This window comes from Saccharopolyspora halophila (genome assembly GCF_039531955.1).
GTDB lineage: Bacteria > Actinomycetota > Actinomycetes > Mycobacteriales > Pseudonocardiaceae > Saccharopolyspora > Saccharopolyspora halophila.
Window position 1 is genome coordinate 486,229 of the sequence record NZ_BAAARA010000008.1, and the last position, 12,525, is coordinate 498,753.

The 12,525-nt window shown below is 70.0% G+C and carries 14 protein-coding genes; 4 read left to right on the plus strand and 10 right to left on the minus strand.

Features of this window, described 5'->3' with window-relative positions:
* Positions 1 to 15 precede the first annotated feature (15 nt).
* From era to hemW, 10 genes are all read right to left on the minus strand, one after another.
* Entirely contained in the window at positions 16 to 921 is a 906-nt protein-coding gene (gene era / locus ABD289_RS14900) for a GTPase Era (RefSeq protein ID WP_344131895.1), read from the minus strand.
* A gap of 95 nt (positions 922 to 1,016) precedes the next feature.
* Entirely contained in the window at positions 1,017 to 1,382 is a 366-nt protein-coding gene (locus ABD289_RS14905) for a cytidine deaminase (RefSeq protein ID WP_344131898.1), read from the minus strand.
* Positions 1,375 to 2,697, minus strand: a complete 1,323-nt coding sequence (locus ABD289_RS14910) for a hemolysin family protein (RefSeq protein ID WP_344131901.1) — start codon at positions 2,695 to 2,697, stop codon at positions 1,375 to 1,377. The genes ABD289_RS14905 and ABD289_RS14910 overlap by 8 nt, the downstream gene beginning before the upstream one ends.
* 9 nt (positions 2,698 to 2,706) lie before the next feature.
* Positions 2,707 to 3,264 (minus strand): rRNA maturation RNase YbeY, encoded by a 558-nt coding sequence (gene ybeY, locus ABD289_RS14915; protein ID WP_344131904.1) that lies wholly within the window; start codon positions 3,262 to 3,264, stop codon positions 2,707 to 2,709.
* A complete protein-coding gene (locus tag ABD289_RS14920) occupies positions 3,261 to 4,325 on the minus strand; it encodes a PhoH family protein (protein WP_425564681.1) in 1,065 nt (354 codons plus the stop codon). Before ABD289_RS14920 ends, ybeY begins: the two co-directional genes overlap by 4 nt.
* A gap of 258 nt (positions 4,326 to 4,583) precedes the next feature.
* On the minus strand, positions 4,584 to 4,949 hold the full coding sequence (locus ABD289_RS14925; protein ID WP_344131907.1) for a histidine triad nucleotide-binding protein: 366 nt from the start codon (positions 4,947 to 4,949) through the stop codon (positions 4,584 to 4,586).
* 210 nt (positions 4,950 to 5,159) lie between these two features.
* Positions 5,160 to 5,891, minus strand: a complete 732-nt coding sequence (locus ABD289_RS14930) for a 16S rRNA (uracil(1498)-N(3))-methyltransferase (RefSeq protein WP_344131910.1) — start codon at positions 5,889 to 5,891, stop codon at positions 5,160 to 5,162.
* 1 nt (position 5,892) lies between these two features.
* The gene (gene dnaJ / locus ABD289_RS14935) at positions 5,893 to 7,065 is read right to left on the minus strand and encodes a molecular chaperone DnaJ (RefSeq protein ID WP_344131913.1); all 1,173 of its coding nucleotides are present in this window, start codon (positions 7,063 to 7,065) and stop codon (positions 5,893 to 5,895) included.
* A 66-nt stretch (positions 7,066 to 7,131) separates the two neighbouring features.
* Positions 7,132 to 8,157 (minus strand): heat-inducible transcriptional repressor HrcA, encoded by a 1,026-nt coding sequence (gene hrcA / locus ABD289_RS14940; protein WP_344131916.1) that lies wholly within the window; start codon positions 8,155 to 8,157, stop codon positions 7,132 to 7,134.
* A 184-nt stretch (positions 8,158 to 8,341) separates the two neighbouring features.
* Positions 8,342 to 9,568 (minus strand): radical SAM family heme chaperone HemW, encoded by a 1,227-nt coding sequence (gene hemW / locus ABD289_RS14945; protein ID WP_344131919.1) that lies wholly within the window; start codon positions 9,566 to 9,568, stop codon positions 8,342 to 8,344.
* Between the two features lie 65 nt (positions 9,569 to 9,633).
* Between hemW and ABD289_RS14950 the strand changes: the two genes are divergently transcribed.
* The 4 genes from ABD289_RS14950 to ABD289_RS14965 all read left to right on the plus strand — a co-directional run bounded on the left by ABD289_RS14950 (position 9,634) and on the right by ABD289_RS14965 (position 12,421).
* Entirely contained in the window at positions 9,634 to 9,726 is a 93-nt protein-coding gene (locus ABD289_RS14950) for a putative leader peptide (protein WP_344131922.1), read from the plus strand.
* 120 nt (positions 9,727 to 9,846) lie between these two features.
* Positions 9,847 to 11,544: a nitrite/sulfite reductase gene (locus tag ABD289_RS14955; protein WP_344131925.1), complete on the plus strand. Its 1,698-nt coding sequence runs from the start codon at positions 9,847 to 9,849 to the stop codon at positions 11,542 to 11,544.
* On the plus strand, positions 11,541 to 11,699 hold the full coding sequence (locus tag ABD289_RS14960; RefSeq protein WP_344131928.1) for an Insertion element protein: 159 nt from the start codon (positions 11,541 to 11,543) through the stop codon (positions 11,697 to 11,699). Before ABD289_RS14955 ends, ABD289_RS14960 begins: the two co-directional genes overlap by 4 nt.
* Positions 11,696 to 12,421, plus strand: a complete 726-nt coding sequence (locus tag ABD289_RS14965) for a phosphoadenylyl-sulfate reductase (protein ID WP_344131931.1) — start codon at positions 11,696 to 11,698, stop codon at positions 12,419 to 12,421. Before ABD289_RS14960 ends, ABD289_RS14965 begins: the two co-directional genes overlap by 4 nt.
* Positions 12,422 to 12,525: the final 104 nt, after the last annotated feature.

A 12,525-nucleotide genomic window follows, 5' to 3' on the forward strand; every position in this document is an offset into this window, starting at 1 on the left:
GACGCGGAATGTGATCTAGAACCCGAGTTTGCCCAGCTGCTTGGGGTCGCGCTGCCAATCCTTGGCGATCTTGACGTGCAAGTCGAGGTAGATCTTGCTGCCCAGCAGCGCCTGGATCTGCCTGCGCGCCTCCGAGCCGACGTTGCGCAACCGCTCACCGCCGCGACCGATCACGATGGCCTTCTGGCTGTTGCGCTCGACGTGGATCACCGCGTGCACGTCGATGAGGTCCTCGCGGCCCTCGCGCGGGATCATCTCCTCGATGGTCACCGCCAGCGAGTGCGGCAGCTCGTCGCGCACGCCCTCCAGCGCCGCCTCGCGGATGAGTTCGGCGATCAGCGTGCTCTCGGGCTCGTCGGTGATGTCGCCGTCCGGGTAGAGCTGCGGCCCCTCGGGAAGCTGCCCGACCAGCACGTTCGCCAGTTCGTCGATCTGGAAGGCGTCCTTGGCCGAGACCGGGATCAGCTCGGCGAAGTCCATCAGCTCCTGCATGGCCAGCAGTTGCGCGGCGACCTGCTGCTTGCCGACCAGGTCGGTCTTGGTGATCACGCCGATCACCGGCGTGTGCCGGGCGACCTTCTTGAGCTCCTCGACGATGAACTTGTCGCCGGGGCCGATCTTCTGGTCCGCGGGCACGCAGAACCCGACGACGTCGACCTCCGACCAGGTCTCGTAGACCAGGTCGTTGAGCCTGCGGCCGAGCAGCGTGCGCGGGCGGTGCAGTCCGGGCGTGTCGACGATGATCAGCTGGGCGTCCGGGCGGTGCAGGATGCCGCGGATCGCGTGCCGGGTGGTCTGGGGCTTGCTCGAGGTGATCGCGACTTTGGTTCCGACGAGGCTGTTCGTCAGCGTCGACTTGCCGGCATTGGGCCGACCGACGAAACAGGCGAAGCCGGAACGGTGCGCATCTTCGGTGCTCACCCGACCATTGTGCCGTTCCGGCCGACCGGTGCCCGCTCGGGGCGTCCCGCCCCGGCTGCCCGGGCGAGACGTCCGGGAACCGGGGCGATCACACGTCAGCCCTTGATCACGCCCTGCGCTTCGCCCTTGGCGTTGGCCCGGATGACCAGCGAGTTCTTGGTCAGGTCGTGGGCCGCGGCGATCGAGTCGTGGTCGATCTCGGCGGCGTCGGTGACCACGGCTGCCGCCTCGAGCCCCTCGGCACCGCTGGAAACCGCGGCCGCCACCGCCGACTGCAGGGCGGTGAGCCGCAGCGACGGGAGCTCGACGGTCGTGGCCGCGTAGGTGCGGCCATCGGTGTCCCGGACGGCGGCCCCCTCCGCGGCGCCGTTGCGCGCGCGGGAGGACCGCGCGAGCGTGACGATCTTGGCGTCCTCCGCGTCGAGCTCTTGCGGGGCGGCCTGTTCGACGTGCTCAGCCACGAGCGTTGGTTCCCTCCTGCTCGGCACCGCGCAGCGGTGCTTGATCTGTGTCCACCGACCGGACCAGCAACGCGTTGATCCGGATCCGGCCGCGGTGGTCCTTGCCGCCCTCGGCGCGCAGCCGCAGCCCGGCGATCTCGGCTTCGGCACCCGGTAGCGGCACCCGGCCCAGTCGTTGCGCCAGCAGCCCGCCCGCGGTCTCCACGTCCGAATCGTCGAGCTCGACGCCGAACAGCTCCCCGAGATCGGCCACCGACAACCGCGAGCTGACCCGCACGGTGCCGTCGTCGAGGTGCTCGACCGGGCGGTGTTCCTCGAGGTCGGACTCGTCGGTGATCTCACCGACGATCTCCTCGACGATGTCCTCGATGGTCAGCAACCCGGCGGTGCCGCCGTACTCGTCGACCGCGATCGCCAGGTGGCTGCGCGAGAGCTGCATCTCGCGCAGCAGCTCGTCGAGGCGCTTGGTGTCGGGCACGAAGCTGCCCTCGCGCATCAGCTCGGTCAGCGACGGCGCCGGCGCGTCGGAGGAGCCGAGCACGGCCTCGGTGAGGTCCTTGAGCGTCACCACGCCGACGATGTCGTCGACGCTTTCGCCGATGACCGGCACGCGGGAGAACCCCGAGCGCAGGCACAGCGCCAGCCCTTGCCGGGCCGATTTGGTCTGCTCGATCCAGATGATCTCGGTGCGCGGCACCATCACCTCGCGCGCGAGGGTGTCGCCGAGCTCGAACACCGAGTGGATCATTTCCCGCTCGCCCGCTGCGACCACGCCGCGCTCGCCCGCCAGGTCGACCAGCTCGCGCAGCTCGACCTCGGTGGAGAACGGACCCTCCCGGAAGCCCTTGCCGGGGGTGATCATGTTGCCGATCAGGATCAGCAGCCTGGTCAGCGGGTTGAGCACCCGCGCCAGCACCCGCACCGGCGCGGCGACCTTGACCCCGATGCCGTAGGGGTGCTGCCTGCCGAGCGTGCGCGGGCCGACGCCGACCACCACGTACGAGATCACCAGCATGATCAGCACCGCGATGACCAGCGCCCAGTTCTCCGACTCGGCGATGCGCAGCGCCACCACGGTGACCAGCACCGTCGCGCCCATCTCGCAGGCGAGCCGGAGCAGGAGGAGCAGGTTGACGTGTCGCGGACGGTCGCCCAGCAGCTGCGCGAGCTGCCGGGCGCCGGTGCGCCCTTCGCGGGCGAGTTCGTCGGCGCGGGCCTGCGAGCCCACGCTGATGGCCGCTTCGGAGGCCGCGAACAGGCCCGCGGCGAGCACCAACAGCACCGCGAGCACCAGGAACGCGGTGGAACCGGTCACCGGTACTCCTTACTTCGCGGGAGCCGGACCCGTGTCCGGGTCGTCCAGTCCGACCGCACCGAGCACCTTGTCGTCGGCGTTGCGCTGCGCGTGCTCGCGCTCGGCCTCGTCGCGCGCCTCGCGGAACTCGGCGAGGATGCGGTTCTGCAGGGCGAACATCTCGCGCTCCTCCTCGGGCTCGGCGTGGTCGTAGCCGAGCAGGTGCAGCACGCCGTGCACGGTGAGCAGGTGCAACTCGTCCAGCGTGCTGTGCCCGGCCTGCTTGGCCTGATCGCGAGCGAACGACGGGCACAGCACGATGTCGCCCAGCAGCTCCGGACCCGCGCCTGCGGAGTCCGGCCTGCGGGGTGAGTCGTACTCGTCCATGGGGAAGGACATCACGTCGGTGGGACCGGGCAGGTCCATCCACCGCTCGTGCAGGTCGGCCATCACGTCCAGGTCCACCAGCACGATGGACAGCTCGGCGAGCTGGCTGACGTTCATCTTGTCCAGCGCGAAGCGCGCGCACGAGACGATGGTCGCCTCGGGAACCGCGACGCCGGATTCGTTGGCGATCTCGATGGTCATTCTCGTCCTCGTCGCTGGCCGTTGCGGCGCCGATCCTGCTGCTCTTCGTCGTCCTGGCGTGCCTGCCAGCGGTCGTAGGCGTCGACGATGTCGGTCACCAGGCGGTGCCGCACGACGTCCTGGCTGTCCAGCTGGGAGAAGTGCACGTCGTCGACGTCGGCGAGGATTTCCTGCACCATCTTCAGACCGCTGCGCTGCCCGCCGGGCAGGTCGACCTGGGTCACGTCACCGGTGACCACGATCTTGGAACCGAAGCCCAGCCGGGTCAGGAACATCTTCATCTGCTCGGCCGTGGTGTTCTGCGCCTCGTCGAGGATGATGAAGGAGTCGTTCAGGCTCCTGCCGCGCATGTAGGCCAGCGGCGCGATCTCGATGGTGCCCGCCTGGGTCAGCCGCGGCACCGATTCCGGGTCGACCATGTCGTGCAGCGCGTCGTAGAGCGGCCGCAGGTAGGGGTCGATCTTCTCGTAGAGCGAGCCGGGCAGGAAGCCCAGCCGCTCCCCCGCCTCGACCGCGGGGCGGGTGAGGATGATCCGGTTGACCCGCTTGGACTGCAACGCCTGCACGGCCTTGGCCATCGCCAGGTAGGTCTTGCCGGTACCGGCCGGGCCGATGCCGAACACCACCGTGTGATTGTCGATGGCCTCGACGTAGCGCTTCTGGTTGAGCGTCTTGGGGCGGATGGTGCGTCCGCGCTTGGACACGATGTCCAGGCTGAGCACGTCCGCGGGGGACTCGTTGTGATCCGCGGAGAGCATTCCCACGCTGCGGCGCACGGCGTCCGGCGTGAGCGGGTTGCCCTTGCCGACCAGCGCGATGAGCTCGGCGAAGACCCGTTCGGCGAACGCCACTTCGGCGGGCTCCCCGGACAGCTTCACCTCGTTGCCCCGGACATGGACGTCGGCGGTGAGCATGTCCTCGATGACCTTCAGGTTCTCGTCCCTCGAACCGACCAGCGCCAAGACCGCGTCGTCGGGAACCGTCACCTGCGACTGGGCGGTTGCCCCCTGAGGTTGCTCTCCGGATTGGGCGGCAGCACCGCCCGCTGCAATACCGGCCACGTAGTTCGGGCCTACTTTCTGCGCGTTCCGCGCTGGTCGTGCGGTCAGTTCTCCCTGGCCCCGATGGTAGTCCAACCGGCAATCGGATTGCCGTCACAGCCACCCCGGCCGCGGGTGCGAGCTAGGTCGCGAACTCCCGGACCGGGCGTGTCCGGTCCGGCCATCCGCGACCGACCGACTCCGATCGCTGCCGGGGTCGTTGGTCGCCTCGGGCGCGGGAGGCGGGCTCGCAGCCGTGCGCTCGGGTGCCCGCGGCTGCTAGCCCTTGATCTCGCCGCCGGTCATGCCGCCCAGCCACTCACCACCGAGCAGGTGCAGGTGCACGTGGAAGATGGTCTGCCCCGCGTCGGCGTTGGTGTTGAACAACAACCGATAACCGGATTCGGAGATTCCCTCGGATTCGGCGATCTCGCCTGCCGTGGTGAACAGCTCGGCCAGCAGCTGGGGGTCCGCGGCGGCCAGCTCGGCGGCGTTGCGGTAGACCTGCTTCGGGATGACCAGCACGTGGGTCGGGGCCTGCGGGTTGATGTCGCGGATGGCGATGATCCGGTCGGTCTCCCGCACGATGTCGGCCGGGATCTCGCGCTCGATGATCCGCAGGAACAGCGAGTCCATGTCACTCATGCCGCGAAGATTAGCCGAGCCACCCGCCCCACTTCGATCACCGGGCACCCCGCGCCGCATTCCTGTGCCCCTCCCCACTCAACCCGAGGAGCACTGACAGTTTTGCCTAAAACTGTCCGGACATTTCGGGCGCGAGCCCCTCACAGTTTTAGGCAAAACTGTCACCACGGCGGGCGCTCAGCGGCGAAGGCGGTCTCTCGGGCGCACCCGTCACCAGCGGGTGGTGAGGGGTCCTAGGGCGCCTAGGGTTACTGCGCCTGCTGTGGAGGCGCGCAGGACCGTGGGGCCCAGGCGAGTGCGGCGGGCGCCCGCCGCTTCGAGGGTGTCGAGCTCCTGATCGGTCAGGCCACCTTCCGGGCCGACGATCAGCAGGAGCTCTCCCGAGGCGGGCAGCTCCACCTCGGTGATGCGCTGCTCGGCCGACTCGTGCAGCAGCAGAGCGGCGTCGGCCTCGCCGACCAGGCTCGCGAGCTGCTTGGTGGTGACCGGCTCGGCGACCTCGGGGATCCAGGCGCGGCGGGCCTGCTTGGCGGCCGCGGCGACCGTGCTGCGCCAGCGCCCGAGCGCTTTGGCCCCGCGCGGGCCGTCGTCCCACTTCGCCACGCAGCGCGAAGCCCGCCACGGGGTGACCGCGTCCACACCGGCTTCGGTGGCGAGTTCGACCGCGAGCTCCCCTCGGTCGCCCTTGATCAGGGCCTGCACCAACCGCACGCGCAACTCCGGCTGCGGCTCGTGCCAGGTCTCGGCCACCTCGAGCTCCAACGAGTCCTTGGCGGCCTCGGCGACCGAGCAGTGCGCCAGACCACCGCGCCCGTCCGAGAGCAGCAGCTCCTCGCCCGCGCGCATGCGGCGGACGGTGGCTGCGTGCTTGCCCTCGGGCCCGTCGAGGGTCGCCGGACCGACGCCCGGCAACCGCTCGACGGAAAAGACCGGCAGCGACACGTCAGCGGTGGCCGAAGGAGCGGAACCGCGAGAACAGCCCCTTGCCACCGTTGCCGTTGGCGGTGACCGCGGCCTCCGGCTGCTCCTCGCCGCGCAGCGAGGCCAGCTGCCGCAGCAGGTCGGCCTGCGCGTCGTCCAGCGAGGTGGGCGTGACCACGTCGAGGTGCACGTGCAGGTCGCCGTGCCCGCTGACGCGGCCGTTGGAGCGCAGCTTCGGCAGCCCGCGCCCGCTGATCACGTGCTCGGTGCCCGCCTGGGTGCCCGGCTCGACGGCGATCTCCTCGAAGGAGCCGTCCAGGGTCTCCAGCGTGATCACCGTGCCCAGCGCCGCGGCGGTCATCGGCAGCTCGATGTTGCAGTGCAGATCGGCACCGTCGCGGGTGAACCGCTCGTGCGGCTGCTCCTCGACCTCGACGAACAGATCACCCGCGGGACCGCCGCCGGGGCCGACCTCGCCCTCGCCGGCCAGGCGCACGCGCATGCCGTCGCCGACACCGGCGGGGATCTTGACCGTGATGGTGCGCCGCGCGCGGACCCGGCCGTCGCCGCTGCACTGCTGACAGGGGTCGCTGATGACCTCGCCGAAGCCGCGGCACGCCGGGCACGGGCGGGAGGTCATGACCTGGCCCAGGAACGACCGCTGGACCGACTGCACCTCACCGCGACCACCGCAGGTGTCGCAGGTCACTGGTGCGCTGCCGGCCTTCGAACCGCCGCCGTCGCACACGTCGCACAGCACGGCGGTGTCCACCGTGATGTCGCGATCGACGCCGCTGAGGCACTCCTCCAGCGTCAGCTCCAGGCGCAGCAGCGCGTCCGAGCCCTGCTGCACGCGGCTGCGCGGGCCGCGCCCGCCGCCACCGGCGCCACCGCCGAAGAAGGCGTCCATGATGTCGCCGAGGCCGCCGAAGCCGGCGAACGGGTCTCCGCCCATTCCGCCGCCTGCGCCTCCGCCGTTGCCCATCGGATCGCCGCCCATGTCGACGATCTCGCGCTTCTTCGGGTCGGAGAGCACCTCATAGGCCGTGGTCACCTCGGCGAACCGCTCCTTGGCGGCGTCGTCGGGGTTGACGTCCGGGTGCAGTTCGCGTGCGAGCTTGCGGTAGGCCCGCTTGATCTGCTCGGGTGTCGCGTCCTTGGACACGCCCAAAGTCGCGTAGTAGTCCCTGGCCACGTTCTCCGTACTTCCTCTGCTCGATGGTCTCGAGAATTGCCGGTCACTTTCCGGTACGCCGCGACGTCACCGGCCGACCAGGATCTCACCCACGTATGCGGCCACTGCGCGGACCGCCGCCATCGTGCCCGGATAATCCATCCGAGTGGGGCCGACGACGCCCAGTCCGCCGAGCACCATGCCATCCGAACCGTATCCGGTGGAAATCACCGAGGTCGTCTGCATCTCCAGCGCCTCGTTCTCCATGCCGATGCTGACCTGCACGGTACTCGAATCGCGCGCGGCGGCGAGCAGCTTGAGCACCACCACCTGCTCCTCCAGGGCCTCCATGACCTGGCGCAACGAGTTCGGGAAGTCGGCGACGTTGCGGGTCAGGTTCGGGGTGCCCCCGAGCATCATCCGCTCCTCGGGGTGCTCCACGAGCGACTCGATGAGCACGCTGCACACCCGGACGAGCACGTCGCGCAGTTCCGGAGGGGCTTGGTCGGGCAGCTCGGCCACCGCCGCGGAGGCGTCCGGCAGGCGCTGCTCGACCATCGCCGAGTTGAGCACGTTGCGCAGCCGGGCCACGTCTTCATCGCTGATCACATCGCCCAGGTCGACCATGCGCTGGTCCACGCGACCGGTATCGGTGATCAGGACCAGCATCAGCCGGGCCGGGGTGATCGCCACGACCTCGATGTGCCGGACGGTGGAGCGGGTCAACGTCGGGTACTGCACCACCGCGACCTGCTGGGTGAGCTGGGCGAGCAACCGCACGCTGCGCCGCATCACGTCCTCGAGGTCCAGCGCGCCCTCCAGGAAGTTCCGGATGGCCCGGCGTTCCGCGGTCGTCAGCGGCTTGACCTCGTTGAGGCGATCGACGAACAGGCGATAGCCCTTGTCGGTGGGGATCCGTCCCGCGCTGGTGTGCGGCTGAACGATCAGCCCTTCCTCCTCCAGCGCGGCCATGTCGTTGCGTACCGTGGCACTGGACACACCGAGGTCGTGCTGCTCGACGAGGGCCTTGGATCCCACGGGCTCCTTGGTCGACACGAAGTCCGCCACGATCGCCCGCAGTACCTCGAATCGGCGTTCCTCCGCGCTCGCCACGCGCCACACCTCCTCAACGTCCCAGCGCAGCGGAGGCGCACCGGCGTGCGCCCGTGCGCGACCGCGCACCCGGGCGGCATTCGATCCCGGGTACCACCCTCGAGTTTACGGTGTTCGTCGCGCAGAACCGAGAGCCGACGACCAGGACCGCACCCGGCGAACCCGGCACGCGGGCCCGGCGCGGTCAGGTGATGAGGTCCTGAACCACCGCGTCGGCCAGCAGCCGCCCCCGGTCGGTGAGCACGCAGCGGCCCTCGGCCAGCTCCTCGGACCGCAGCAGGCCGTCGGCGACCGCCTGCTGCGCGGCCCGGCGGCCGTCCTCGTCCAGCACCTCGGCGGACAGGCCCGCCTTGACGCGCAGCTCCAGCATGATCCGCTCGATGCGCTGGTCCTCGGCGGTCAGCAGCTCGCGCGCCTGGGCCGGCGAGCTCCCCTCGGCGAGCAGCGCGTTGTAGCGGGACGGGTGCCGGACGTTCCACCAGCGGACCCCGCCGACGTGGCTGTGCGCGCCCGGGCCCGCTCCCCACCAGTCGCCGCCCTGCCAGTAGCCCAGGTTGTGCCTGCACTCCGCGGCCGGCCCGGAGGCCCAGTTGGACACCTCGTACCAGCCGAGACCCGCCTGGCCGAGCATCCGCTCGAGCATCTCGTAGCGGTCGGCGAGCACGTCCTCGTCGGGCATCGGGAGTTCGCCGCGGCGGACCTTGCGGGCCATCGCGGTGCCGTCCTCGACGATCAGCGAGTACGCCGAGACGTGATCCACCCCGGCTTCCAGCACGGCTTCCAGCGAACGGCGCAGGTCCTCGTCGCGCTCGCCCGGCGTGCCGTAGATGAGGTCGAGGTTGACGTGCTCGAACCCGGCCGCGCGCGCCTCGCGGGCGGCCTCCACGGCACGCCCCGGGGTGTGGTTGCGCTCGAGCACCTTGAGCACGTGCTCGGCGGCCGACTGCATCCCCAGCGACACCCGGTCGAAGCCGGCCGAGCGGATGCCCTCGAAGAACGACGGCGATGTCGACTCCGGGTTGGACTCGGTGGTGACCTCGGCGCCGTCGGCCAGGCCGAACGTGTCGCGAATCGCATCGAGGACCGAACCGAGCCGCTCGGCACCCAGCAGGGAGGGCGTGCCACCACCGACGAAGACCGTCTCGGCGGCCGGAGCCGGTCCCCGCGCCGAGAGCGTCTTGGCGCCCAGCTCCAGCTCGGCGCGCAGCGCCTCGAGCCAGCTGCCGAAGCTCGAGGCCGATCCCAGCTCATCGGCGGTGTAGGTGTTGAAGTCGCAGTACCCGCAGCGGGTCGCGCAGAACGGGACGTGCACGTACACCCCGAACGGGCGGCTGCCCACGCCGAGCAGGGCCGAGTCGGGCAGCGAACCGTCGGCCGGAGCGGGTTCGCCTGCGGGAGGTTGTCCAGGCACGCTTCCACTGTCTCACCATTCGGATGGGGTTGGACCGCCTGGTGAGCGCGTGGCACGCTCCAGCCATGGGTTTGACCGCGCTGCGCCTGCACCTGGTCGCCCGTCGCTACGTTGACCTGCGGCGGGTGGCTAGCGCGCTGTGCATGCGCGAGGTCTGACAGCCCGCCGTCTTTGTTCATTTCTCGCCCAGTCGGCGCGGTCCTTTCGGAGTGAGAACCGTCACCGCCGACGGAACTTTCGTGCGCCAGGACCGCGCCTGAATCTCGGAGGTCGCGGACATGGTTCCTCCTGCGGAATCGCCTGCACGCCCTGCCCGCAAGCGCAAGAGCCGTGGCGAGGGCCAGTGGGCGCTCGGCCACCGCGAACCGCTCAACGGCAACGAGCAGTCCAAGAAGGACGACAACCCGCTCAACGTCCGGCAGCGCATCGAGAACATCTACGCGCACCGCGGCTTCGAGTCGATCGACCAGGCCGACCTGCGCGGGCGGTTCAAGTGGTGGGGCCTCTACACCCAGCGCGCCGAGGGCATCCCCGGCGCGCGCACCGGCACCATCGAGCCCGAGGATCTCGACGCCCCGTACTTCATGCTGCGAGTGCGCATCGACGGTGGCGCCCTCACCACCGAGCAGCTGCGGGTCCTCGGTGAGGTCTCGCAGACCTACGCGCGCGACACCGCCGACATCACCGACCGGCAGAACGTCCAGCTGCACTGGATCCGGGTCGAGGACATGCCGACCATCTGGGAGAAGCTGGAAGGCGCCGGGCTGTCGACCACCGAGGCCTGCGGCGACTGCCCGCGCGTGGTGCTCGGCTCCCCGGTGGCCGGCATCGCCGAGGACGAGATCATCGACGCCACACCGGCCATCGACGAGATCTCCGAGAAGTTCATCGGCGACCGGTCGCTGTCGAACCTGCCGCGCAAGTTCAAGAGCGCGATCTCGGGTTCGCCGCGCTGGGACACCGTGCCGGAGATCAACGACATCTCGCTGGTCGGGGTGGAGCACCCCGAGCACGGACCGGGCTTCGACCTCTGGGTCGGCGGCGGGCTCTCGACCAACCCGAAGCTCGCCGTGCGGCTGGGCACCTGGGTCCCGCTGGACGAGGTCGCCGAGGTCTGGCACGGGGTCGTGCAGATCTTCCGCGACTACGGCTACCGGCGCCTGCGGCACCGCGCCCGGATCAAGTTCCTCATCGCCGACTGGGGAGCGGAGAAGTTCCGGCAGGTGCTGGAGGACGAGTACCTGGGCCGCAAGCTCATCGACGGCCCCGCCCCGGAGGCCCCGGCGGGCCAGCGCGACCACGTCGGCGTGCACAAGCAGGTCGACGGCAACTACTACGTGGGCGTGAAGTCACCCGCGGGCCGGGTCAGCGGTTCCACGCTGATGGAGGTCGCCAAGGCCGCCGAGCGGATCGGCTCCAAGCGGGTGCGCACGACGGTCGAGCAGAACCTGCTGGTCCTCGACGTCCCGGAGCACGAGGTCGATGGCCTGACCACCGAGCTGAACGACCTCGGCCTGCAGAGCGACCCCTCGCCGTGGCGGCGGGGCGTGATGGCCTGCACCGGCATCGAGTTCTGCAAGCTGGCCATCGTGGAGACCAAGCAGCGCTCCATCGACCTGATCGCCGACCTCGAGCAGCGGCTGGCCGACATCCAGGGCGACATCGACAACGCGGTGACGGTCAACCTCAACGGCTGCCCGAACGCCTGCGCCCGCACCCAGGTCGCCGACATCGGGTTGAAGGGCCAGATGGTTCCGGACGGCAACGGGAACCAGGTCCCGGGTTTCCAGGTGCACCTCGGTGGCGGCCTCGCGATCGATGCCGGTTTCGGCCGTAAGATTCGCGGGCACAAGGTGACCTCCGAGGAGGTCGGTGATTACGTCGAGCGGCTGGTGCGCAACTACCTCGACCAGCGCGAGGATGGCGAACGCTTCGCGCAGTGGGTGTTGCGGGCCGAGGAAGATGACCTCAAGTGAGCGAACGGGTGGTTGCGCAGTATTGCCCGTACTGCGGTGACGAGGACCTCACCCCGGAAGAAGAACCTGACGGGGCGTGGAAGTGCCACGCTTGCCTACGAGTCTTCACCGTGCGGCTCGTGGGCCTGGCGCTGGGAGGGAGCGGAGAAGCATGACCACCGAAACCGCGAACATCGGTTCAAGGCGCAGTGACGAAGAGCTCAAGGCGCTGGTCGAGCAGGCGGCGCCGCAGCTGGCCGAGGCCACTGCCGAGGAGTCGCTGCGCTGGGCCGCGGAGAACTTCGGCGACGGCAGGTTGATCGTCGCCTCGAACATGCAGGACGCGGCGCTGGTCGACCTGGCCGCCAAGGCCGTGCCGGGCGTGGAGATCCTGTTCCTGGAGACCGGGTACCACTTCGCCGAGACGATCGGCACTCGCGACGCGGTCGAGCAGACCTACGACGTGACGGTCGTCAACGCGCTGCCCGAGCAGACCGTGGCCGAGCAGGACGAGGCGGAGGGGCCTCGGCTGTTCGAGCGCGATCCGGAGCGCTGCTGCTTCCTGCGCAAGGTGGTACCGCTGCGCAACACGCTGTCCCGCTACGAGGCGTGGGTGACCGGCGTGCGGCGGGTGGAATCCCCGACGCGCGCCAACACCCCGATCGTGACCTGGGACGACCGCAACGGACTCGTCAAGATCAACCCGCTGGCCGCGTGGTCCGACGAGGAGATGCAGCGCTACATCGACGACAACGGCGTGCTCGTCAACCCGCTGGTGCCCGCCGGCTACCCGTCGATCGGGTGCCAGCCCTGCACCGCCAAGCCCGCGCCGGGAGCCGACCCGCGCAGTGGCCGCTGGGCGGGTAGTTCCAAGACCGAGTGCGGACTGCACGGCTGACCGAAGACCTTCACGACCACCCGGGCACGAACCCGGACCATGCGACGATGCGGGCATCGCGAGTCGGGAGCGGTGCAGGTGCCCCGCGCGACATCCACGGAGGG

Excerpts from the sequence above, each read along its gene's own strand:
- ybeY (WP_344131904.1), bottom strand. The coding sequence starts at position 3,264 with ATGACCATCGAGATCGCCAACGAATCCGGCGTCGCGGTTCCCGAGGCG.
- ABD289_RS14955 (WP_344131925.1), top strand. The coding sequence starts at position 9,847 with ATGGTTCCTCCTGCGGAATCGCCTGCACGCCCTGCCCGCAAGCGCAAG.
- ABD289_RS14925 (WP_344131907.1), bottom strand. The coding sequence starts at position 4,949 with ATGAGTGACATGGACTCGCTGTTCCTGCGGATCATCGAGCGCGAGATC.
- ABD289_RS14950 (WP_344131922.1), top strand. The coding sequence starts at position 9,634 with ATGGGTTTGACCGCGCTGCGCCTGCACCTGGTCGCCCGTCGCTACGTT.
- ABD289_RS14965 (WP_344131931.1), top strand. The coding sequence starts at position 11,696 with ATGACCACCGAAACCGCGAACATCGGTTCAAGGCGCAGTGACGAAGAG.